Raw genomic sequence first — 22,077 nt, 5'->3', positions numbered from 1 at the left:
CAGAATAAGGTGTTGTTTGCGACAGAGGGAGTAGGAATCAGCAGAGGAGAGTCAGAATAGAGTGCTGATCGCGACAGCGAGAGCAGGAAATTGACAGAGTTGAGTCAGAATAGAGCGCTGATTGCGACAGCGAGCACAGGAAAATGGCAGAATTGAGTCAGAATAAGGTGTTGTTTGCGACAGAGGGAGTAGGAATCAGCAGAGTTGAGTCAGAATAGAGTGCTGATCGCGACAGCGAGAGCAGGAAATTGACAGAATTGAGTCGGAATAGAGTGTTGATTGCGACAGCGAGCACTGGAATAAGGAGGAATTGAGTCAGAATGAAGCACTAATTGCGACAGAACTCTGGAAATAAAGTAATTGCTACCACAATTTGACTTATATATATTACAATAGAATGTAAGGGATTACACAGAGCGGAAGAGATAGGACTCCTTGTCCCTTTCGTTCAATAAAGGGCTATAAAGGAGAGGAAGAAATGGAGAAAGTGAATAAAATTCCAGGTGCACTCATGGATTGGATTATTAATACGTTAAACAGTGGCGTTAACCCTGAAGCGATTGTCGATGCAATGATTCGAAAAGGCTATGATCCTAAATTATCATATACCACTCTGTTTCGAATCGTTGGCAATAAACCAATAAACACCCCAGGTGTGCAAGCTCCATATGAATATGAACAGCCCGAAATCGCGAAAAAGGGAAGTACTTTACATACAAGTGACCGTGAAATTAAGGTCCTTTCAAAAGTAGAAAAGCCTTTTATTTTACATTTGGATAATTTCCTAAGTTATGAGGAATGTGACCAGTTGATTGAAATGTCGCGAAACCGCCTTAAGCCTTCAACTGTCATTGATCCAATGACTGGTGAAGAAAAAGCAGCTACTGGTCGAACTAGCAAAGGTATGTATTTTTATTTGCGAGAAAATGAGTTTATTAAAAAAGTAGAAAAAAGAATTGCGGAATTAACGGAGTTTCCTATTGAAAATGGAGAAGGGCTACAGGTACTGAATTATGGCATTGGTGAGGAATACAAAAGTCACTTTGACTATTTTCCACCAAGTAAGGTAGACCCTGCTAAAGGTGGTCAGCGGGTGGGGACGTTCCTCATCTATTTAAATGATGTACCTGCAGGAGGAGAAACTGTTTTTCCTAAGGTTGGAGTTTCGATTGTTCCAAAGAAAGGATCTGCTGTCTATTTTCAGTATGGAAATAGTAAGGGTGAGGTAGACCGGATGTCCCTTCATTCGAGTATTCCCGTATCCGAAGGTGAAAAATGGGTTGCAACGAAATGGATTCGCCAAGGGAATATATATAGGCACTAAACGAAATGCATTCAATTAGAATTGTCATTGTAATCATGATATAGTTAAACTAATAAATTTAAGTAAGCTGAAATTAGAGATTTTGAAAATTCTAAAATGAAGTGTGTCAGTGCATAGAAAGGTGTGTGAACTTTGGATAAAGTACAAACTTTTAAAGACGTCATGGGGAATTATCCGACGGGTGTAACAGTTGTAACGACGACGGATGAAAATGGAGTACCACTTGGACTCACAGTAAACTCATTTGCCTCTGTTTCATTAGATCCATTATTGATTTTATGGTCAATTGATAAGCGAGTATCAACTTACGATATTTTTACAAATGTGGATAAATTTGCGGTTCATGTATTAGCTGGGGATCAGGGAGATATCTGTGCCCTATTTGCAAGTAAGGGAACAGATCGATTTGGTAATTGTGAATGGGAAATGTCTGATAACAACCTTCCAATCCTTAAGGGAACTTCGGGAGTATTACATTGTAAAACTCATAAGACGATTGAAGCGGGTGACCACACAATCCTAATCGGTGAAGTGGTAGAGATTGAAAATTATAATAAGCCGCCACTTCTTTATCACAACCGTAAATTCGGCAATATTCCTGCTGAGTTTTATAAATAATCATGTGGGTACCTTTCCTTATGTGGAAAGGTATCTTTAAGTTAAAATAACTCTTAAATGAAGCGAGTGGCTTTATGTGAAACTCATGTCAACATTTATGGATAGTTTGCGATTGCCGAATAAGGCAGCAATGAAACGTCTGAATAAGCTGGAAATGAGAAATACAATTCTTTTCCTTCTTTTATTATTGTTTATCGTCGCACTTCCAATTGAAATTAACTTACTTTTGGATGATTCCTATAAGGAAAGCGATATTCCTCAAAATATTTATATCATTCAAGTCCTCCTTTTTTACCCGTTTTTAATGCTTTTTTTAGGTATCGCAGGGATTTCGACTTTAGCGGGAGCGGGTGTAGGAGTCAGTAAGGTTACACATCGCCATTTGAAATTTCAATTTCTATGGAAGATGTGTGCGTTTGCGTTAACAAAACCAATTATCATTTTTGCGGTTGCCAATATCCTGATTGGTACCCATTGGATTGTGAATACAATTATATTTTTATTGTTATTTTACACGATTCTACGGATGATTTTTCATTATCCGAGCCGAGTAAAGAAGCATAAGTAAAGAACCGGTGAGCCGGTTCTTTTTTGTTTGTTACAGGAAAATATTTGAAACCTTTTGTGTGAAATATCGTACATACTTAGTGGGTTAGATTAAGAGATTTGTCTTCAATTTGTTTGCCGGTCCTAGGGGATTGATAAAGGAGGAGGAATATCATTATGGATGCTTTTCTGAAAGTAGATTATTTAAAGAAGTCTTTTAAAAATGTAGAGGTGCTAAAGGGTGTTTCATTTGAAGTCTATAAAGGAGAAATTATGGCGATTCTTGGTCCAAATGGCGCTGGGAAGTCAACCACGATCAGGAATATCATGGGGATCATGTATCCGGATGAAGGATCTATCACTTTCCAAGGACATACGGAAATACCTCGAAATAAAATCGGATATTTACCAGAGGAACGTGGACTTTATAAAAATGTCAAGGTAATGGATATTCTTCTATATTTGGCTGAATTAAAGGATTATCCCATTAAGAAGGCTAAGGAACGTGCTCTTACCTACTTGAAGAAATTCGGGTTAGAGGGGAAAGAGAATTCTTCGGTTGAGGAACTATCAAAAGGTATGGGTCAAAAAGTACAATTTATTGCATCCATCTTACATGAACCTGAGTTTCTCATTCTGGACGAACCATTTTCAGGACTTGATCCAGTAAGCCAAGAGTTATTTAAAGAAGAGATTAGGAATCTGGCTAAAGACGGCACTGCGATTCTATTATCCTCTCATCAAATGAATCTAGTTGAGGAAATGTGTGATCGGTTATTTCTGATTCACCGTGGACAAAAGGTCATCTATGGATCGATGGATAATGTAAAGAAAGAATATGCCAATTTTAAATGTACCATTCGCGGTAAGAACAATTTGGAAATTCTGCATGGCCTTCCTGAGGTTCAACGGGTAGAACAACAGGAGGAAACATCAATCTTGTACCTGACAAAGGATGTTAATGTTGCAAGTTGGTTAAAGCATTTACCGGAGCAACTGGAGATCAATGAGTTATCCATTGATCGAATCTCCCTTCATGAAATATTTATTGATATTGCAACGGATAAGAACATGCTGCGAGAGGAGGTTGCGATAGATGCGTAATGCCATGAAAGTAGCCAAATGGGAAGTAAAAAGAAATTTGAGAAATAAGTCCTTTTTGATTGGCTTATTTTTAACTCCTGTTTTATTCTTAGCTTTTATGTTCTTAGGAAGTATTTTTGGCGGATCAGAGCCCGAAGAAGAAGTTTCGACACGTGTTTTAATCAGTGATGAGCTTGGAGTTACTGATGTCATAGAAGAAACAGTCGCCGCACATGATCTGAATTGGGAACTCGAAACAACAGAAATAGGGTACGAAGAAATCCTAGAAGTACTGAAAGAGGCAGAAAATACAGCGTATATCGTGTTCGAGCAGGAGGGATTTGAAAATGGAGTGGTTCCTGTTCATACAAGTGAAGAAATAAGTCCATATTTTATGAATCAGGTTCAAGTATTAGAGGTTCCACTAAAGACCTTACAAATGAAAAAACTCGGGCTTACAGAAGAACAATTAGCAGCATTCTCGAAACAGCTAACGTTTGAAGAAAAACTCATTGATGAAACAGAGGAAACTGCTGAAGAGGAGTCTAACTTAGTAGGAACGGATCCTCTTGAACGCATTATACCAGGCGCGTTTGCAGGAATTATTCTACTTTCAATTATTTTTTCAGGAATGTACATTTTTCAAAGTGCATCTCAAGAGAAGAAAGACAAGGTTGCGGAAATTGTATTATCGTCCCTTACTGCAGCTGAGTTGATGCAAGGAAAGATTATCGGATACTTTATATTGGGTATGATTCAAGCTGTTGTATTTCTTGGCTTTGGAATACCGATTGCACTTTGGAAGCTGGATATACCTATTTTTGACTACTTAGTGGGACCAGAGATTTTATTATATGTTTTAATTGCAATTTTAGGGTATCTCTTATTTGCTGCGCTGTTTGTAGGTGTTGGCGCAACGATGGCTGATATGTCGTCAGCAGGAAACTTTCAAGGTATGGTTATGATGCTGCCATTTCTACCTTTTGTATTTATTGGGCCAGTAATTAGCGATCCAAGTGGTCTAATTGCACAAATTGGAACCTATATCCCGTTTACAGCTCCGGGTGTGTTATTATTGCGTCTCACGTTTTTAGAGGAATGGCCGTGGATTGAAATTGTTATTTCTTTAGTCATTTTAATTGTGAGTATATGGCTATTTATGAAACTCGCAGGGAAGATCTTCAAAACAGGTATTCTTATGTACGGGAAAAATGCAACTCCGAAGGAAATTTGGAAGTGGATTCGTTCCTAAGTGAAATACTAAAAAGAGGGGTGTGAAAATGGATCTTTTATTTTTGGGCATAGGCATTGCAGTCGCAGGATACTTCATCGGTGATGGTTTGAAAAATTTTAAAAATCCTGAAGCGAAGAGTGTAATGGATAAGCTTGAAGAAGATGATTTATACGAACTGATTAAAGAAAAAGATATCGCGTATCATATTGGAGTATCTAAAGAAGACGCCAAAGAATTAGTGAAGGAATATCCAAATATTCCTCATGTTGTAATAAATGGTACAGTGTATTACCCGAAGAGTAAATTAAAGCAATGGTTATCAAACCTGGGTGAATAGCTCAAAGGTCCTTCTCGATAGGTTTCTTTATGGCCCGCTGATTGTTAGCTGAGGCGCATAGGATGTGTGTCACAAAGGTTTGCCACAGACCGCGGCGCTCTTAGTCTTTGCTCTGTGATAGGCTTTTACGGACAGTTTTCCCGTTTGAACTTCTATGTTTTCACTAAATTTTTAGTGTGGATATACTGCCCGCTAATGCGGGATAAATAAATTCCCAATCCTGTGAAACACTATCACTAGGCGAATGTGTAAGGAGGATCCTAATGGAAAAGGACATGCAGTACGGAAGTGATTATAAGTTTATCCCTGCCACTTCGATTGGCAGTGGGGTTGGAATACAGGTAGTATCGGATATTTATTCTCATACCATCCAAATCGTAAACTTTATACTAGTGGGTGAGCCTGGTACATCAGATTATGTGATTGTAGATGCAGGAATGCCGGGTTCAGCGGAGGAAATAATTGCTGTATGTGAGGAACGCTTTGGCAAAAAGAGTCGACCGAAGGCGATTATCTTAACTCATGGCCATTTTGATCATGTCGGTGCAATCATTGAATTAGTTGAACATTGGAATGTCCCTGTTTACGCTCATGAGTTGGAAATGCCATTTTTAACAGGGCGAACAAGCTATCCTGAACCAGACTCGTCGGTTGAAGGGGGAATGGTGGCGAAAATATCACCGTTATTTCCGAATGAGCCAATTCAGTTAGGCAGTCATGTGGAAAAGCTGCCAGAGGACGGAACCGTTCCTCATTTGCCAGAATTTCGTTGGATTCATACGCCAGGCCATGCACCGGGCCATGTATCCTTTTTCCGAGAAAAGGATCGCGCTCTTATCGTGGGTGATGCATTTGTGACTGTGAAGCAAGAGTACTTATATAAGGTGTTTACCCAAGAATTGGAAATTAGCGGCCCTCCGAGATATTTAACAACTGATTGGCAGGCAGCGAAGAAATCTGTTGAAACACTAGCTAAATTAGAACCAAGTGTTGCCATTACGGGACATGGTTTGCCGATAACTGGCGAACTGCTAAAAGAATCCTTAACAAGACTAGTTAAAGACTTTGACCAAATTGCAATTCCGGACTATGGCCGCTATGTAGATAAAAATATCCATTAGAAAGGAAACCTGGCTGTCTAAAAAAGCCAGGTTTCTTACACTTAGCTGGGACACGGGGACAGGTCCATTGTCCCAATCCTAGATAAAAATTGGTGGGACAAGGAACCTGTCCATCTGTCCCGGAATAAGTTAATTGTTTCATAAACAATCTTTTATATAGTATATTTTAAAGTAGAATGATTTGGTGAGAGAGGGGAATATGGTGAATATCTCTTCGTTATTATTAGGGTTGGTTATGGTCTTAAACATTGTTTTTGCCGTAGTTGTTATCTTTCGTGAAAGAAGAGATGCCAGTTCAACTTGGGCATGGTTATTAGTACTTTTCTTTATACCAGTAGCAGGCTTCATTTTGTATTTACTATTAGGTCGAAATTTAACACGCGACCATCTCTTTCAATGGGATGATTTAAAGAAAAGCGGGATTGAAGAAGTTCTAGAAAAACAAAAAGAACTGATACGTACACAAAAATTCCTCTTTAATAATCATGTTACAAAGGATAATCAAGACCTCATTTATATGAATCTTAAAAATGATCAGGCCTTGTTCACAAAAAACAATGTTGTGGAAGTTTTTACAGATGGGCAACAAAAATTCAGGCGCTTATTTCAAGATATTGAGGACGCAAAGGAATCCATTCATTTGCAATATTATATTATTAAAAATGATAACCTTGGTCGAAAACTAATCGCGCATTTAACCAAGAAGGTTAAAGAAGGTGTTATGGTCCGCGTTCTTTATGATGAGCTAGGATCTAGAACATTAACGAAACGTTTTTTTAAAGAGTTTCGTGAGGCGGGAGGTCTAGTCGAGGTCTTTTTCCCTTCGAAGCTACGGTTTATAAATTTACGGATGAATTTTCGAAACCATCGGAAATTGGTCATTATTGATGGAAAGATTGGATACGTAGGTGGATTCAATGTTGGTGATGAGTATCTAGGTTTGAATACGAGGTTTGGATATTGGCGAGATACACATTTACGCATAAGGGGTAATGCTGTTGACACCATGCAGGCTCGCTTCATTTTAGACTGGAATCAAGCATCACGTGATTATGATATCATGTATGATCCAGAACTTTTTCCGATTGAAAATGTCAGGTTAGGCAATGTCGGGATTCAAATTGTTACAAGCGGGCCGGATTCGGAGTTTGAGCAGATTAAGAATGCGTATATCAAAATGATCTATTCAGCGAAAAAATCGATTTATATGCAGACGCCATACTTTATTCCAGATAAAAGCCTGCTTGATGCACTTAGGGTGGCATGTCTTTCAGGAGTTGAAGTGAACATCATGATTCCTGATAAACCGGACCATCCATTCGTTTATTGGGCTACCATCTCGCATATCGGAGAATTGCTACCGGTTGGAGCAAATGTCTATATTTACAGCAATGGCTTTATTCATTCAAAAACACTTGTTGTTGACGAAGAAATTTCTTCAGTTGGTACAGCGAATATTGACGTAAGAAGCTTTAGGCTAAACTTTGAGGTCAATGCATTTTTATATGATGAAAATATTTCTAAAGAGTTGACAGCTATTTTCAAAGAAGACATAAAGCTTTCTAAATTACTGACATTTGATGAATACGGAAAAAGAGGCGTTAATATTAAATTCAAAGAATCCATATCAAGACTTCTATCTCCAATCCTATAGTGTAAAATGATCGATGTGTCTTACAACTTTGAAATGAAGTGTAAGTTGCATCGATTTTTTTATATTTTCAATTGCCTAATATTAAGGTAGGATTTATTCGGGGGGGAGTTTCTTTGAATTTAATGGATATGAATACAGAAGTGTTTTACAAAATTAATGGGTTAAGCGAGGAGTTACCGTTATTAAATCAGCCAATGATTTATATAGCGAGTTATACCTTGTATGTCCTTATCCTAGCTGTAGTGTATTACTTAATAAAAGGCTCACAAAACCGTATCATGGCGGTTAGTGCTATGCTTTCGGTAGGGGTTGCAGTACTACTAGGAAGAGTGGCGGGAATATTTCATTCCAATAATCAGCCTTTCGCTGAACTGCCAAATGTCAATCAACTGATTGAAAAAGCTGTCAATAATTCATTCCCAAGTGACCATACGATGATCTTTTTTGCGGTTTGTTTTACTTTTTTCTTGTTTAAAAAACCTGGAAGATATCTTTGGATGGCACTTGCATGCTTAGTCGGTTTTTCACGTATTTGGGTGGGGGTACATTATCCCGGAGATATTATCGTAGCAGCAATTTTAGCCATGCTTTCAGCGTATCTTTTATTCGTGACTGTATCAAAGCTCAAATTACGAAATCGAAAAGAGCAACTTGAGCTTCCGATAACAAAAGAAAAAGACTTTTAATAAGGAATTGGTTCCTTGAGGGGCCAATTCTTTTTCGTGCTTTCCTTTAATTTCCTTATTCTATAAAATTTAAGATAGCATAGTGGTGGAGGAGAAACGTATGTTTTAAATAATCATTGTTGAAGATGACCGTCAGTTGGTTCGTTTGCTTTAAGAGCATACGCAACGATTTGGTTTCGAAACAAAAGTAGTTGAGAAGTTTGAATCGGTATTATCTGAGTTTTGAGGAGTTTACTCCACATCTTGTTCTTTTAGATGTAAACTTGCCAAGGTTTGACGGCTATTATTGGTGTCATCAGATTCGCAGTAAGTCGACTTGCCCAATATTATCAGCACGTGATGGAAAAATGGATCAAGTAATGGCGCTCGAAATTGGGTCAGACGATTATATTACAAAACCATTTATATGCGAAATTTGAAAAAGTCTATGATGTAGAACCTAATTCAATACAATAAGTTTTGCCTGTTACTGATGGAGAATTGCGACAGGCATTTTTTTACAAAGACTACTATACTTTGTGACTTCCCAGGATAGACTATTACAATAATGGAGGAATAGGTATGAATAATCATTTAGTATTGCAGACCGATTTTGGAAAGAGTGATGGGGCTGTAAGTGCAATGTATGGTGTTGCTTTATCGGTTCACCCAGCGCTACCGATCTTTGATCTAACCCATGACATATCGCCATTTAATATCTGGGAAGGCTCTTATCGACTATTTCAGACCATAAAGTATTGGCCGGAAGGGACTGTCTTTGTTTCTGTCGTGGATCCAGGTGTTGGGTCTGATCGTTTAAGCATCGTGGTGCAGACTGAGACGAACCAATATATTGTGACACCTGATAACGGAACAATCACTCATATCAAACAGAACTTTGGAATTAAAGAAGTGAGAATGATTGATGAAAGTAAAAATCGTCTTCCATTTTCAGGTGAATCATACACCTTTCATGGAAGGGATGTTTATGCCTATACAGGGGCTAGACTTGCTTCTCGAGTTATCACCTATGAAGAGGTTGGGCCAACAGTTCCGGTAGAGTCCTTGGTGGAATTGCCTATTTTTGAAGTGGAAATTGATAATAACACAATTATTGGAAATATTGATATCCTGGATGTCCGCTTTGGTAACCTTTGGACCAATATTGACAAATCCCTTTTTAATCAACTTAGTAATAGGTATGGTGATTTCTTCGAAGTCATCATTGATCGTAAAGGAAGCAAAGTATATAAAAGTACGATGAAATATGGACGTTCTTTCGCCGACAGTGAACTTGGGGATCCTCTACTCTATGTAAATTCTTTAGACAAAATAGGAGTTGCCCTTAATCAGGAGTCCTTTGCTGAAAAATTTAAAATTGGTACTGGTGCAGAATGGAAAATTAAAATCCGTAAAACAAATTAAAACACCGTTCAGGTAATGAACGGTGTTTTTTGCGTATTATGTTAAAGGCTTGTTTTGCTTTAATAAGTTTGAAGCGGGAAGCGTAATGATTTTTCCTCCGATTTGTACATGGATGGAATCATTAAATATTGCTTTTACTATCCCTTTTAACTGGACAGTTGAATTAACCGCGATCTCTTTTTTGGATTCATTATTGGTAGTCATGGCAATTCCCCTCTCAGGTTTTTATATTTAGAGGCATTAAAATAAAAACATTATATCCCATAATTATGAAAACTATACGTGTAAAATTATTATTTTATATTATTTTACCTTGAAAATTTTGTCTTGTGCAAGTTTGATGAATTGGTTTTTATTTCTTTTTTGGCGCCCCTCGATAAACTGCTTCTCTAAGCTCTAAAGCATACTTATCAAAGTACGGCACTCCCATTTCGGCAGCAATACGTAATTCTTTTTCAATGTCATAGGGAACACGAACAATTTCGATTGAAAAAGGTGCGACTTCCTTTGATTGATATTCCCCGTGAAGAATTGCAAAGGTTGCTTGTGTCGTATCAAGCGGGTTACCGACACTTCCTACATTTAATAGAGTTTGCTCTGTATTCATTGGTTCAATCAAGGCAGCATGAATATCTCCGAAACCAATAATGTCTGGTGTCTTTTCCTCTAAAGGAATAATCCATTCAGTGTGATCAAACATTGCCCTTTTCTCCTCGTCGGAATGAATCATGGGGACAACACGGTGGTGGACGCTTTTTGCAGAGGCATGGTACAACCGAATGTATTTCCCACTCATATAAAAATCAAAATGAAAGGGAAGGGTTCCTAAGTATGAAAGGCGTTCTTTACCAAGCTGATTTCGGTGCCATCTAATTCCGTCATCAGGATGTTCATTTTGAATAAAGTCATCCCAATTTCCCAAAAGCACAACCTCACACACGTTTTGTATCCGGTCAACCGCGGCGGCTGAGTTTGGCCCTTTTCCTACAAGGTCTCCAAGACAAATGATGGTCTTGATTTCACGAGCTTTTATATGTTCCAAGACAGCTTCTAGTGCTGTCATATTTCCGTGTATATCGGAAATGAGCGCAATGCTCATGCTAAGGCCCCCTTGGTTTTAGTTATACTAATCTAATAATAAAATAGATTGAAAATTTTGTCATTATTAAATTAGCTAAAATTACTAAATATTCTTTCCATATATGTTTTGTCTGTTTAGAATGAAGAAAAGGGGGAGAGCGCTGTCATGGTTCAAAGGGTGTTTTTATTATGTATGATATGTTTGGTTTTTATGTTAACTTCTTGTTCATCTCAAGAAATGAAGGAAGTTGGGGGAGTTGCATACGGGAATCACAACATTGAACAGAAAGAAGAAACGATTCCGAACGCAAGATTTTCTGTTGATTCATCCTGGAAAAATGAATACCTTCTTGAAATAAAAGGGGAATCTCCTTACCTAGAAAAAAAGACCGTAGCGTCCATGCAAAAATGGCGGGAAGAGATTATTGAATTCTCAAAAACTCAAGAAAATGTGTATATCAATGGTCCTAATAAAAAACAAGTGGCTTTAACGTTTGATGATGGGCCAGATAGTACGGTGACATCAGCTGTGATTGGGGTTTTGGATAATTATGGAGTCAAGGGGAATTTCTTCTTTCTGGGAAGTGAAGCCGAGAAGCATCCAGAGGTAGTGAAAGAAGCCTATGAAAAGGGGCATCTTGTTTTAAGTCATAGCTACCATCATGTTCAATTAGATAAGTTGTCCGAAGTTGAAATTCGTAATGAAATAGAAATGGCAGGGACTGCGATTGAAGAGATCATAGGTAAAGAGCCCGCATTGGTAAGAACGCCGTACGGCTCAACAAATGAATTGGTGGTAGAGGTAGCAAAAGAAAATAATGTCTCAATCATTATCTGGTCAATTGATTCACTTGATTGGGCTCAAAGAAGTACGGATGTCATATACTCCAATGTATTTTCAAACATTCGAAACGGTGACATCATACTCATGCACACAGACTCTGATGAGTACGATACATATGAGGCCTTACCACGTATCATTGAGGAATTACAAGAGCAGGGCTATGAAATAGTGGATTTAGAAACTTTGCTTGGCCAACCAGCCTATCAATAGAGGGAAGAATCGTAGGGACCAATCTGTATGAAACCTACGATTCTTTTTATCTATTTTTTCATAATTAATTTCCACGTATCGATAACAACACTAACGGATACTATGAATAAGACCATTGCCAAGACGGGATGCAAGGCCCCAACCCACGGTGCAACCCTTGTAAAGTTTGCGCTAAAATACATACCGAAGACGAGTACTGCAAGTCCAATTACATATCCATACCCCCACCGAGGCAATTTTCCAACGAAAGCTGCAATCAGCATAAGAACAAGTATATTAAAACCAAAAATATGAACAAGTGTTGTATGTTTCAACCAATTTTCGGCGCCTACAAAAATGGCCATCCCAGCTGAAAATACTTGTCCGATAATGAATAGGGCAAAAATTGCGGCAAATAAGAAGTAAATTCCTCGTCCAATTCGGATTCGAGTAGATGGTGTAGATTGTTCCATTCGTAAAACCTCCTTCCTTAGGAAAAGCGCCCGTATTCGAGCGCTTTGCATTATCTGATGTCCACTTTTCCGCTACTCACTTCAATTTTCACATCATAGGTACCTGCACCATGTTTACCTTCAATGCTGCCTTTATTTCTTGTGGATTCATCAAGGGAAAAATCATTAGAAATGTAGCCGCTATTTGCTTTACCCTCTAATGTAAAATCAGCATCATTTGGTAAGTCAAGGTCAAGTAAGCCGGATCGAACATCTGCTTTAATCGAATCAGTAAGTTTTGAAAGGCTTGCTTTTAATCGTCCAGAACGCACTTCAGCTTCAAGTTTTCCCTCATATTCATCAATGGTTACATTCCCGGAACGAACATCAATTTCACCACTTTTTGTTGTAAGATTCTTAATTCTAGAATTTCCAGAAGCTACATTGTGTGTAAAGTGTTCAGCAGAAAGGTTTTCCAAACGTACATTTCCAGATTGGACTTCGGTTGAGAGTTCGTTCATTTTCATAGGTGAACCATCGAATTCTAAATGGCCAGATCCTACTCTTAGTGAGAGTTCTTTTTCAAAGTCTTCCGGGATATAGACGGTGAGTTTCGTATTGTCAAAGAAAGGGAACCAGCTCCAGTTGAAGAATCCACGTTCATATGTGACTTCTATTGAGTCACCGCTTTTTGTAACATGAACTTCACCTTTACCTTTTAACTCTGCTTTTACGTCATCACGATTGTCAGGGATGACCGTCGTACTGATTGATGTTATATCAATTTCGATTTCATCAATTCTTTCCGTAACCTTAGCTGAGTCTCCAGAATTCCCAAAAGGAAGTCCAGGAATTCGGTAGAGGTTTGTCATTACGAGATAAGCCCCAATAAGAATGAAAAATATAATTAAGATTTTCTTCATTTTCTAACCTGCCTTTATCATTTATTCTAACCCTATCTTAAAAGAGGATTAAGAATTAAGTAACGCACCACCGATATATTTTTAATTAGGACCTGAGGCGTATTAAAAGAAAAAAGCAGATTGCTTCTAATACAATCTGCTCTACGTTGGTGATTTATGATTCTATTTTAACCCAGTCCTGCGACCATTTTTGAATTTCATCCATCAAAGGTTTTAAGGCCCGCCCTTTTTCGGTTAACGAATATTCAATGCGTACAGGGGTTTCTGGGTACACATGCCTTTTTACAATACCTTGATTCTCAAGATCTTTGAGTCTTTCTGAAAGAACTCTTCCACTAATTCCTATCGATGATTCAATTGTACAGAAACGCTGTGGACCTGAAAGAAGTTGATAAATCACGAGTCCTGTCCAGCGTTGGCCAAGTAAACTCATAGCTTTTTCAAATTTAGGACAAATTACACTTGAATCCATATTTCCCTCACCCCTATTTCTATATTATAGCGTATTGTAAGAAATTATAAACTTACTTGACATAATTTAATTACGAAAATATAATTACTTACATAAAGTAAGTCAGTAATGCAAAATTTAGGAGGCATAAAATATGAAATATCAACGCCCACCATATACATTTGTAGAGCTTGTAGAATTAAAAGTAACCGACTTACAGCGTTCCTTAACGTTTTATCAAAATATAATTGGATTTAAGGTATTAGAACAATCGGGTAGAAAGGCGCTTTTAACTGCAGATGGGAAAACAGCATTGTTATCAATCGAACAGCCTGAAAACATAGTTCCTAAGGAACCGCGTCGTACAGGACTTTACCATTTTGCATTGCTTTTACCATCCCGTGCAGAGCTTGGAAAAGTACTTTATCATTTAGTCCAAAATAATATACCAATTGGCGCGTCTGATCACGCAGTGAGCGAAGCCCTCTATTTAGATGATCCAGATGGAAATGGCATTGAAATTTATGCAGACCGCCCTGATACAGAATGGGAATGGTCAAATGGCGAAGTGAAAATGGTGACAGAGCCTCTTGATGGGCAAGGTGTACTGGCTGCTGCGAATGGCAAAAAATGGACCGGACTTCCAGAAGAAACGGTCATGGGTCATATTCACATGCATGTATCTGAACTAGCAAAGACAGAGGAATACTATACCAAAGGTCTTGGTTTTGATGTTGTAACTCGCTACGGAGGGATGGCATTGTTTATCTCAACAGGCGGGTATCATCACCATATTGGTCTAAATACATGGAATGGTGTAGGGGCACCTGCGCCATCTGAAAATAGTGCAGGGATTAAGCGGTTTACACTTGTATTACCAACCGAAAATGCATTACAAACAACCATTGAAAACCTAAAGAAAATTGGGGCATATGTCCAAGAAGAAGATGGAGTCATGGTAACAAAAGATCCTTCTGAAAATAAAATAAAACTTATTGTTGCATAGGTGACAATGGATAAAGTAGCTATCTTCGGGTAGCTACTTTTTTATTAGGGTGACAAAAGATACAGCTGAACAACTACTAGGTTGCTAGTTTTGTAGGAATGGATATGGTATAATTGGAAATGTGTGGTAGGCCTTTCTTTGTATAAGGAAGGCCTATATTTTTATATAAAAAAGGGAAGGGGAAACAAAAATGAAGGTGAAAATGAAATTTTGCAGAGTGTTTGATCCTAGCAAGGAGGATATCTACTATGAGCCATAAGGATTATTTTAATGATCAGCTCCAGTATATCGACCAAAACTTGCCAGAATTAAACAATCTCTATTCATCCTCCACACCATTTAATGAAAGGAATCGGACGTTCTTTAGTTCTTATGTCAATGAACTTAAAAGCTATGTGGATAGTGGTGCGGTAGAACCCATACCTAAGGTTTTTATTGGAACAAAGGTAACGGTTATGTTTGATGGAGAAGACGATACAGAGGATTATTATATATGTTTACCGAAACAATCTGACCCGGATACAGGATGTATCTCATTTTTATCTCCGGTTGGAAGACAATTGTTATTGTGTAAAGTAGGCGACAAAGTATTGCTGAGTACACCAGCGGGTGGCCTTCCGGTGATGATCCAAGATATAGCATTTGCAGGAAATTTAATTTTGCAGTAATAGTGTTGAAAATATAATTAAGCGCTTACAATCCACTTCCCTTTATATGCGTATAAAACGGAAGTGGATTTTTGCTTGTTAAATAGTGAATTATTCGTTAAAATAGCCTTTATATTGAATAGTAAAGTGATGATAGGAATCAGTAGCAGCTTATCTCCCTGTATTAGAGAGCCGGTGGTTGGTGAAAACCGGAACAAAGATAAATGTGAATTACCTCCTTGAGCTTTCTTTGTGAACTCATATTTAGTGAAAATTAGCAAAGAACGGACGAGCCGTTATTCGAATGAAGCGGAAGATACATATCTTCAATCAAGGGTGGTACCGCGTGCAACCACGTCCCTTTTTAGGGGCGTGGTTTTTTGTGTTTTCATCAGATTATTGGTGATCACGGACAAAGGTAGGTCAAGATTTGTACGAAATGTCTTTGAGAGGATGTCTCGAAGACAAAAGAAGTTTGAATTTAGGTTTGAATGTCTTTGAGGCGGTGTGTCGTGGACAAAAGTGGTCTAAGAATAGGCTGAAATAGCTCTGAGGCTGCATGACACAGACAAAAGCGGCAACAGATATGAAAGAAAAACCTAGAAATAATTTTAGTAAATGAACAAACCGGAGGGAAACCAAATGGAGAATTTTATTGAACAGTTAACAGGCGAACAAAAAATAGAACTGGTAAGACAATTTGCTATTTACACAAATGGGGTACAAGAGGTTGTCCCAGCACATGAATTAAAACAAAAAATTGCAAAGTCGATTGTGACCAACCAGCCATTAAAAGTGAAGCTCGGGCTTGACCCATCAGCGCCAGATGTTCACTTGGGACACACAGTGGTATTAAATAAATTAAAACAATTCCAGGAAAATGGTCATGTGATCCAGCTTTTAATCGGTGACTTTACAGGGAAAATTGGGGACCCAACTGGAAAATCTGTTGCCCGTAAACAATTGACAGATGAAGAAGTGAAACATAATGCGAAAACATATTTTGAACAATTTGGAAAAGTATTAGACATGGAGAAGGTTGAGCTTCATTATAATTCCAAATGGCTATCAACGCTAAATTTTGAGGATATTATTAACTTAGCGGCAAGTATTACGGTTGCTCGTTTACTTGAAAGGAATGACTTCTCTGAGCGTTTAGAAACAGGAAAGCCAATTTCTCTTCATGAATTTTTCTACCCACTTATGCAGGGGTATGACTCTGTTGCCCTTGAAAGTGACATTGAACTAGGTGGAAATGACCAGCATTTCAACGTGTTAATGGGAAGACATTTACAAGAGCATTTTGGTAAAGAAAAGCAGGTTGTGATTCTTCTTCCACTATTAGAAGGACTTGATGGCGTTGAAAAAATGTCTAAGTCAAAAGGTAATTACATTGGTGTGGATGAGGCACCAAATGATATGTATGGCAAAACAATGTCCATTCAGGATGAAATGATGGCCAAATACTTTGATTTAGTGACAGACCTTGCTTTGGAAGAAAAGAATGAAATCAAGGCTAAAATAGAAAATGGCACTCTACACCCACGTGATGCAAAAATGCTTCTTGGAAGAACAATTGTAAGAATGTACCATGGTGAGGATGCAGCTCAACAGGCAGAAGAACATTTTAAGACAGTCTTTCAAAAAGGTGTCATTCCAGACGATATTCCAGAAGTAATTTGGTCAGGAGAAAATAATATTTCGATCATTGATTTACTTGTTCAATTGGATTTACAAAAGTCTAAAGGAGAAGCTAGAAAAATGATCCAAAATGGTGGAGTCAAACTAAATGGCGAAAAAGTCGAAGATATACATCTAGAGCTTGAAATAACAAACGACATGATTGTTCAAGTCGGAAAACGTAAGTTTGTAAAAATTAATAAATAACAAGTAAAAGCGGGGCGACATCCATAGATGTCAGCCCCGTTTTTTTTTAAGAGCACCCCGTTAAGTCAGGGATTCTCTCTTTATTTTCCAATAAACATTTGTGACCAGTAGTTACCGCTAGTTTGGTGCCCAACTCCGATATGAGTAAAGTTTGGATTTAGGATGTTTTTACGGTGTCCTTCACTGTTCATCCAAGCGTTTACTACTGCCTCAGGTGATGCTTGTCCTTTTGCGATATTTTCACCTGCTGTCTTGTACGATACACCGAAATCCCTCATCATATCAAACGGAGATCCGTAAGTCGGACTTGTATGAGAGAAATAATTTTTTTGTTGCATATCATTAGCTTTTGTTTTCGCAACTTTACTTAATGATGTATCGGCTTTAAGAGCAGATAAGCCATTTTTCGTACGCTGTGCATTCGTAAGGTCAATAACCTGTCTTTCAAAATTACTAATTCCAGCTGCAGGGGCTGGGGCAGGAGCAGGCTGCTGGGTTGCAGGCTGACGGTTTTGTTCAGGCGCTGTGTCACCTGCTGGGTAATCAGGCGCCGGAGTTACATTATTATTCGGTGCTGGTACAGCATTATTTCCATTACCACCTATAAAACGATTAAAATCGTTTGGAATTGCGTTTGTACCGTCAGGAGTACGAACAACAATTTTTTTATTGATAAATCGAGAATACTGTTGTTCTCCTCTTGCATGTTGTACGCTTGTAGTATGTGGATATCTATCACTTGACATTGTCGTGCGATAGGGACGGTCTTGTTTAATGATATAGCCGTTATTCACACTTTCAACGTTTGCTGAACGGTTATTGTCATCTGCAGCATTGTCGTTATTATTGTTACATGCGGACATTAAAAGCATTGCAGAGCCAAGAATTGCGATACCTGTTTTTGTAAATCTTTGCAATGTGAATTCCTCCTTAGCATGATTCGATTTACTTTTATATTTTGCTCTGCAGTAGCGAAAGTATTGGTGGTAATAAAAGAGAATCGGATTGGCAAAAAGCCATCGTACACCTTAACGAAAGTATCAACTTCCATTAAAATAAAGGAAGAAAGCAAATACAAAATCCAAGAGGTGAAAGCAATGAAAATCATTGATATTTCTCAGCCTTTAAGTCATACAACACAAGAGTGGCCAAATGATACCCCATTTAACTACACTCTTACATGGTCCATTGAAGAAGCTTCAACAGTAAATGTCGGACAAATCACAACAAGTACTCATATTGGAACTCATATTGATGCTCCATTTCACTTTGACAATGAAGGGAAAAAGGTGCATGAACTAGACCTTGACTTATATGTAGGAAAAGCAAGAGTTATTGAGGTGTCAGAAAAAAAGGAAATCGAGATTGAGGATTTAAAAAGGTTTGACTTATCTGGTGTTAAACGGCTCTTAATACGTACAAATTCATGGAAAAATCGGGACCGATTTCCTACCGCCATTACAAGTGTAAATCCAGAAATTGCATTTTACTTGGCTGAAAAAGGGATTAAATTGATTGGAGTGGACACTCCTTCTGTCGATCAATTAGATAGTAAAGATTTACAGGCTCATCATCAATTGCATAAGCATGGAATCAATATACTTGAGGGAATCATCTTAGAACATGTAGAACCTGGAGATTATGAATTAATTGCGCTGCCACTCCCAATTGAGGGTGCTGACGGTAGTCCGGTTCGTGCGGTTTTGAAGAAGTTTTAGGAATAAAGAAAAATCCATTGTCATAAGAACAATGGATTTTTTAAACCTCTAAATGGAGGAAAAACAAGCGGGTTTAACAAGCAGCAGGTATGAGCTCATTCCTATTAACAAGCTCTACCTTAAATAGTAATTCCATTTGTTTGATCTCATACATTCCATTTTCATAAACGTACAAAACTTCATACAAATCGTTTTTATAAACGACTTTATCACCCAATTTCATGGAATACTACCTCCTAATTAATGCTTATCCTCAGTTTAATATATATAAATTTCAACTTCTATACACCTTTAGTAATATTCTGGTAGATAAAAGTGAGGATTTTCATTTGAATAATCGAAATATTTGATGTAAAACAACTTTTAGGAGTGGTATAGACAACTACACAGCCCGGTGATAAAATGAGTTGCAGTAATTAATCTGACTATCCTTTGGTTACACTAACGTGTAAGCGTTAAACATAATGAAATCATTCTTGAAATATTAATAGTTAAAACCGAAGAATAGCAGAAAATCACAAAAATAAAGGAGGAAATCATCATGATGAAATATCTTCAAAAACTTGGTCGTTCATTAATGTTACCGGTTGCAGTATTGCCTGCAGCGGCTATCTTGATGGGGATCGGTTATTGGATTGACCCACAAGGATGGGGTGGGGGAAGTCCGATAGCAGCTTTCTTAATAAAAGCAGGAGGAGCCATCATTGACAACATGTCGATACTCTTTGCAGTAGGTGTCGCATTAGGAATGTCGAAAGATAAAGACGGTTCCGCTGCATTAAGTGGGTTAGTGGGATACCTAACAGTCACAACCTTACTTGCTACAAATACGGTGGCAATGCTTCAAGGGGTTGATCCAACTGAGGTAAATGCAGCATTTGGAAAAATTCAAAACCAATTTATTGGGATTATCTCAGGTATTATTGCTTCCATCATGTACAATCGTTTCAGTGATGTACAATTACCTGACGCACTAGCATTCTTTAGTGGAAAAAGACTTGTTCCAATTCTAACATCTGTTGCAATGCTAGTAGCATCACTTGTGTTGTTATTTGTTTGGCCAGTTATTTACTCAGGATTAGTTGCGTTTGGTAAAGGTATTCTTGATTTAGGTGCAGTAGGTGCCGGATTATATGGATTCTTTAACAGACTTCTAATTCCAACTGGTCTTCACCATGCATTAAATTCCGTATTCTGGTTTGATGTAGCAGGTATTAATGATATAAATAATTTCTTAAGTGGTGCTGGCGAAAAAGGTATTACTGGTAGATATCAAGCCGGATTCTTCCCAGTTATGATGTTTGGTTTGCCAGCCGCAGCTCTTGCGATGTACCATACAGCAAAATCCACAAGAAAGAAACAAGCAGCATCATTACTAATGGCAGCGGCTTTCGCGGCATTCTTCACTGGTGTTACCGAACCATTAGAATTTGCATTCATGTTCTTAGCACCAGGATTATATGTGGTGCATGCTGCATTAACCGGTATTTCTTTATTTGTGGCAGCTACATTCCACTGGACTGCTGGTTTTGCATTTAGTGCAGGCTTTGTTGACTTTTTCCTAAGTCTTCGAAACCCAATCGCAAACCAACCATGGATGCTACTAGTACAGGGACTTATCATAGCGGTTATTTATTATGTGCTATTCCGTTTCCTAATTGTTAAATTTAATCTTAAAACACCTGGTCGTGAAGATGAGGAAATTACCGAAACAACTACACAGTCAGATGGTAAATCAAGATTCGCTAGTATGGCCGCTCAAATCTATGAAGGTTTAGGTGGAGATGAGAACGTAACATCGGTTGATAACTGTGTAACTCGCTTGCGTTTAGAAGTTAAAGACATGGATAAAGTTGATCAGAAAAAAATTAAAGCAACAGGGGTTCCTGGAATCAATATTGTTGGTAAAAACAGTATTCAAGTTATTGTAGGAACAAACGTTCAATTCGTTGCAGATGAAGTCCATAAAATTCGTAAAGAGAAATAAGAATGAAAAAGAGGCTTTCCTAAGTTGGACGGGTCAGAGTTCCAAAACGGTATATTTCAATACACTTTTAGCGTGAATTCACATACGAATTCACGCTTTTATTTTTTAAGAAACTGTTATTTGCTTAAGGGAAAGTCACTTCGGACACATTCTTCTTGGGCATACCTTCGCTTGTCTGAATAGAGTAACTTCTGACAGAATTGAGCAGAAAAAGCCCTTATCTTGTCTGAAGTAAGCTCACCTTCGGACAGACCTGCGCTTAAACTGCCCTTGTTTGTCTGAAGCCAGCTCATCTTCGGACAGAACGGAGCTGCAAAAGCCCTTGTGTGTCTGAAGTCAGCATAACTTCGGACTCAACGGCGATGAAAATGCCTCTGCTTGTCTGAAGTAGGCCCACCTTCGGACAGACCTGAGCTGAATATGCCTTTTCTTGTCTGAAGTAGGCCCATCTTCGGACAGAATGTAGCTGCAAAAGCCCGTGTTTGTCTAAAGTCAGCATAACTTCGGACTCAACGGCGATGAAAATGCTCTTGCATGTCTGAAGCTAGCTCATCTTCGGACAGAACGTAGCTGCAAAAGCCCTTGTGTGTCTGAATTCAGCATAACTTCGGACTCAACGGCGATGAAACTGCCTCTGCTTGTCTGAAGTAAGCTCGACTTCGGACTCAACCACGCTAAAAAAGCCTCTTCTTTTCTGAAGCCAGCTCACCTTCGGACAGAACTGAGCAGAAAAAGCCTTTGTTTGTCTGAAGCTAGCTCATCTTCGGACAGAATGTAGCTGCAAAAGCCCGTGTTTGTCTGAAGTCAGTATAACTTCGGACTCAACGGCGATGAAAATGCTCTTGCATGTCTGAAGCTAGCTCATCTTCGGACAGAACGTAGCTGC

Annotated in this window: 23 protein-coding genes, 1 pseudogene and 1 other annotated feature; of the genes and pseudogenes, 17 read left to right on the top strand and 7 right to left on the bottom strand. The window is 38.3% G+C overall.

The features are described from left to right. The first annotated feature begins 478 nt into the window (after nucleotides 1-478). The 11 genes and pseudogenes from ACR65M_RS02260 (at nucleotide 479) to ACR65M_RS02210 (ending at nucleotide 10,007) form a co-directional block, all read left to right on the top strand. Nucleotides 479-1,324, top strand: coding sequence for a 2OG-Fe(II) oxygenase (locus ACR65M_RS02260; RefSeq protein WP_440272436.1), 846 nt, complete (start codon nucleotides 479-481; stop codon nucleotides 1,322-1,324). Nucleotides 1,325-1,486: 162 nt separating this feature from the next. After that, entirely contained in the window at nucleotides 1,487-1,942 is a 456-nt protein-coding gene (locus ACR65M_RS02255; protein ID WP_341333458.1) for a flavin reductase family protein, read from the top strand. A gap of 85 nt (nucleotides 1,943-2,027) precedes the next feature. Then, complete coding sequence (locus tag ACR65M_RS02250; RefSeq protein ID WP_440272435.1) at nucleotides 2,028-2,510, top strand: DUF1189 family protein; 483 nt, start codon at nucleotides 2,028-2,030, stop codon at nucleotides 2,508-2,510. A 155-nt stretch (nucleotides 2,511-2,665) separates the two neighbouring features. Next, nucleotides 2,666-3,592 (top strand): ABC transporter ATP-binding protein, encoded by a 927-nt coding sequence (locus ACR65M_RS02245; protein WP_440272434.1) that lies wholly within the window; start codon nucleotides 2,666-2,668, stop codon nucleotides 3,590-3,592. Further along, nucleotides 3,585-4,823: an ABC transporter permease gene (locus ACR65M_RS02240; protein ID WP_341329695.1), complete on the top strand. Its 1,239-nt coding sequence runs from the start codon at nucleotides 3,585-3,587 to the stop codon at nucleotides 4,821-4,823. Before ACR65M_RS02245 ends, ACR65M_RS02240 begins: the two co-directional genes overlap by 8 nt. 28 nt (nucleotides 4,824-4,851) lie before the next feature. After that, entirely contained in the window at nucleotides 4,852-5,142 is a 291-nt protein-coding gene (locus tag ACR65M_RS02235) for a DNA-binding protein (protein ID WP_440272433.1), read from the top strand. A 263-nt stretch (nucleotides 5,143-5,405) separates the two neighbouring features. Continuing rightward, the gene (locus tag ACR65M_RS02230; RefSeq protein WP_440272432.1) at nucleotides 5,406-6,263 is read left to right on the top strand and encodes an MBL fold metallo-hydrolase; all 858 of its coding nucleotides are present in this window, start codon (nucleotides 5,406-5,408) and stop codon (nucleotides 6,261-6,263) included. 202 nt (nucleotides 6,264-6,465) lie between these two features. Beyond that, a complete protein-coding gene (gene cls, locus ACR65M_RS02225; protein ID WP_341333459.1) occupies nucleotides 6,466-7,917 on the top strand; it encodes a cardiolipin synthase in 1,452 nt (483 codons plus the stop codon). A 122-nt stretch (nucleotides 7,918-8,039) separates the two neighbouring features. Then, nucleotides 8,040-8,603 (top strand): undecaprenyl-diphosphatase, encoded by a 564-nt coding sequence (locus tag ACR65M_RS02220; RefSeq protein WP_440272453.1) that lies wholly within the window; start codon nucleotides 8,040-8,042, stop codon nucleotides 8,601-8,603. Between the two features lie 109 nt (nucleotides 8,604-8,712). After that, nucleotides 8,713-9,019, top strand: a pseudogene (locus ACR65M_RS02215) (response regulator); the annotation flags it as partial. A gap of 145 nt (nucleotides 9,020-9,164) precedes the next feature. Next, nucleotides 9,165-10,007 carry an SAM hydrolase/SAM-dependent halogenase family protein gene (locus tag ACR65M_RS02210; protein ID WP_440272431.1) on the top strand — a complete coding sequence of 281 codons (843 nt, stop codon included), beginning with the start codon at nucleotides 9,165-9,167 and terminating at the stop codon, nucleotides 10,005-10,007. 36 nt (nucleotides 10,008-10,043) lie between these two features. Here ACR65M_RS02210 and ACR65M_RS02205 read toward each other — a convergent pair whose 3' ends face one another. Beyond that, nucleotides 10,044-10,211, bottom strand: a complete 168-nt coding sequence (locus ACR65M_RS02205) for a hypothetical protein (protein WP_165918242.1) — start codon at nucleotides 10,209-10,211, stop codon at nucleotides 10,044-10,046. Nucleotides 10,212-10,359: 148 nt separating this feature from the next. After that, nucleotides 10,360-11,106 carry a metallophosphoesterase family protein gene (locus ACR65M_RS02200; protein WP_440272430.1) on the bottom strand — a complete coding sequence of 249 codons (747 nt, stop codon included), beginning with the start codon at nucleotides 11,104-11,106 and terminating at the stop codon, nucleotides 10,360-10,362. Between the two features lie 192 nt (nucleotides 11,107-11,298). On the opposite strand from ACR65M_RS02200, the gene ACR65M_RS02195 reads away from it, so the two are divergent. Further along, on the top strand, nucleotides 11,299-12,141 hold the full coding sequence (locus ACR65M_RS02195; protein WP_440272429.1) for a polysaccharide deacetylase family protein: 843 nt from the start codon (nucleotides 11,299-11,301) through the stop codon (nucleotides 12,139-12,141). Nucleotides 12,142-12,191: 50 nt separating this feature from the next. Here ACR65M_RS02195 and ACR65M_RS02190 read toward each other — a convergent pair whose 3' ends face one another. The 3 genes from ACR65M_RS02190 to ACR65M_RS02180 all read right to left on the bottom strand — a co-directional run bounded on the left by ACR65M_RS02190 (nucleotide 12,192) and on the right by ACR65M_RS02180 (nucleotide 13,967). After that, entirely contained in the window at nucleotides 12,192-12,593 is a 402-nt protein-coding gene (locus ACR65M_RS02190; protein ID WP_440272428.1) for a DUF6220 domain-containing protein, read from the bottom strand. A 50-nt stretch (nucleotides 12,594-12,643) separates the two neighbouring features. Further along, on the bottom strand, nucleotides 12,644-13,495 hold the full coding sequence (liaG, locus tag ACR65M_RS02185) for a LiaG family protein (RefSeq protein ID WP_440272427.1): 852 nt from the start codon (nucleotides 13,493-13,495) through the stop codon (nucleotides 12,644-12,646). Between the two features lie 154 nt (nucleotides 13,496-13,649). Further along, a complete protein-coding gene (locus ACR65M_RS02180; protein WP_341329703.1) occupies nucleotides 13,650-13,967 on the bottom strand; it encodes a winged helix-turn-helix transcriptional regulator in 318 nt (105 codons plus the stop codon). 133 nt (nucleotides 13,968-14,100) lie between these two features. Between ACR65M_RS02180 and ACR65M_RS02175 the strand changes: the two genes are divergently transcribed. From ACR65M_RS02175 to tyrS, 3 genes are all read left to right on the top strand, one after another. Beyond that, entirely contained in the window at nucleotides 14,101-14,952 is an 852-nt protein-coding gene (locus ACR65M_RS02175) for a VOC family protein (RefSeq protein ID WP_440272426.1), read from the top strand. A 248-nt stretch (nucleotides 14,953-15,200) separates the two neighbouring features. After that, nucleotides 15,201-15,620 carry a GreA/GreB family elongation factor gene (locus ACR65M_RS02170; protein WP_341329705.1) on the top strand — a complete coding sequence of 140 codons (420 nt, stop codon included), beginning with the start codon at nucleotides 15,201-15,203 and terminating at the stop codon, nucleotides 15,618-15,620. 120 nt (nucleotides 15,621-15,740) lie between these two features. Continuing rightward, nucleotides 15,741-15,964 (top strand) — a binding site (T-box leader). A gap of 277 nt (nucleotides 15,965-16,241) precedes the next feature. Then, nucleotides 16,242-17,486: a tyrosine--tRNA ligase gene (gene tyrS / locus ACR65M_RS02165; protein WP_440272425.1), complete on the top strand. Its 1,245-nt coding sequence runs from the start codon at nucleotides 16,242-16,244 to the stop codon at nucleotides 17,484-17,486. 80 nt (nucleotides 17,487-17,566) lie between these two features. Here tyrS and ACR65M_RS02160 read toward each other — a convergent pair whose 3' ends face one another. After that, nucleotides 17,567-18,403 carry a CAP domain-containing protein gene (locus tag ACR65M_RS02160; protein ID WP_440272424.1) on the bottom strand — a complete coding sequence of 279 codons (837 nt, stop codon included), beginning with the start codon at nucleotides 18,401-18,403 and terminating at the stop codon, nucleotides 17,567-17,569. Between the two features lie 171 nt (nucleotides 18,404-18,574). On the opposite strand from ACR65M_RS02160, the gene kynB reads away from it, so the two are divergent. Then, nucleotides 18,575-19,204, top strand: coding sequence for an arylformamidase (gene kynB / locus ACR65M_RS02155; RefSeq protein ID WP_440272452.1), 630 nt, complete (start codon nucleotides 18,575-18,577; stop codon nucleotides 19,202-19,204). 73 nt (nucleotides 19,205-19,277) lie between these two features. Here kynB and ACR65M_RS02150 read toward each other — a convergent pair whose 3' ends face one another. Then, nucleotides 19,278-19,427, bottom strand: a complete 150-nt coding sequence (locus ACR65M_RS02150; RefSeq protein ID WP_440272423.1) for a hypothetical protein — start codon at nucleotides 19,425-19,427, stop codon at nucleotides 19,278-19,280. A gap of 318 nt (nucleotides 19,428-19,745) precedes the next feature. Between ACR65M_RS02150 and nagE the strand changes: the two genes are divergently transcribed. After that, nucleotides 19,746-21,191, top strand: a complete 1,446-nt coding sequence (gene nagE / locus ACR65M_RS02145) for an N-acetylglucosamine-specific PTS transporter subunit IIBC (protein WP_121448450.1) — start codon at nucleotides 19,746-19,748, stop codon at nucleotides 21,189-21,191. The last annotated feature ends 886 nt before the right edge of the window (nucleotides 21,192-22,077 follow it).

The organism is Ferdinandcohnia sp. SAFN-114 (assembly GCF_059415045.1).
The sequence above is the reverse complement of the archived record's forward strand: the minus strand, read 5'-3'. Positions and strand labels throughout refer to the sequence as shown.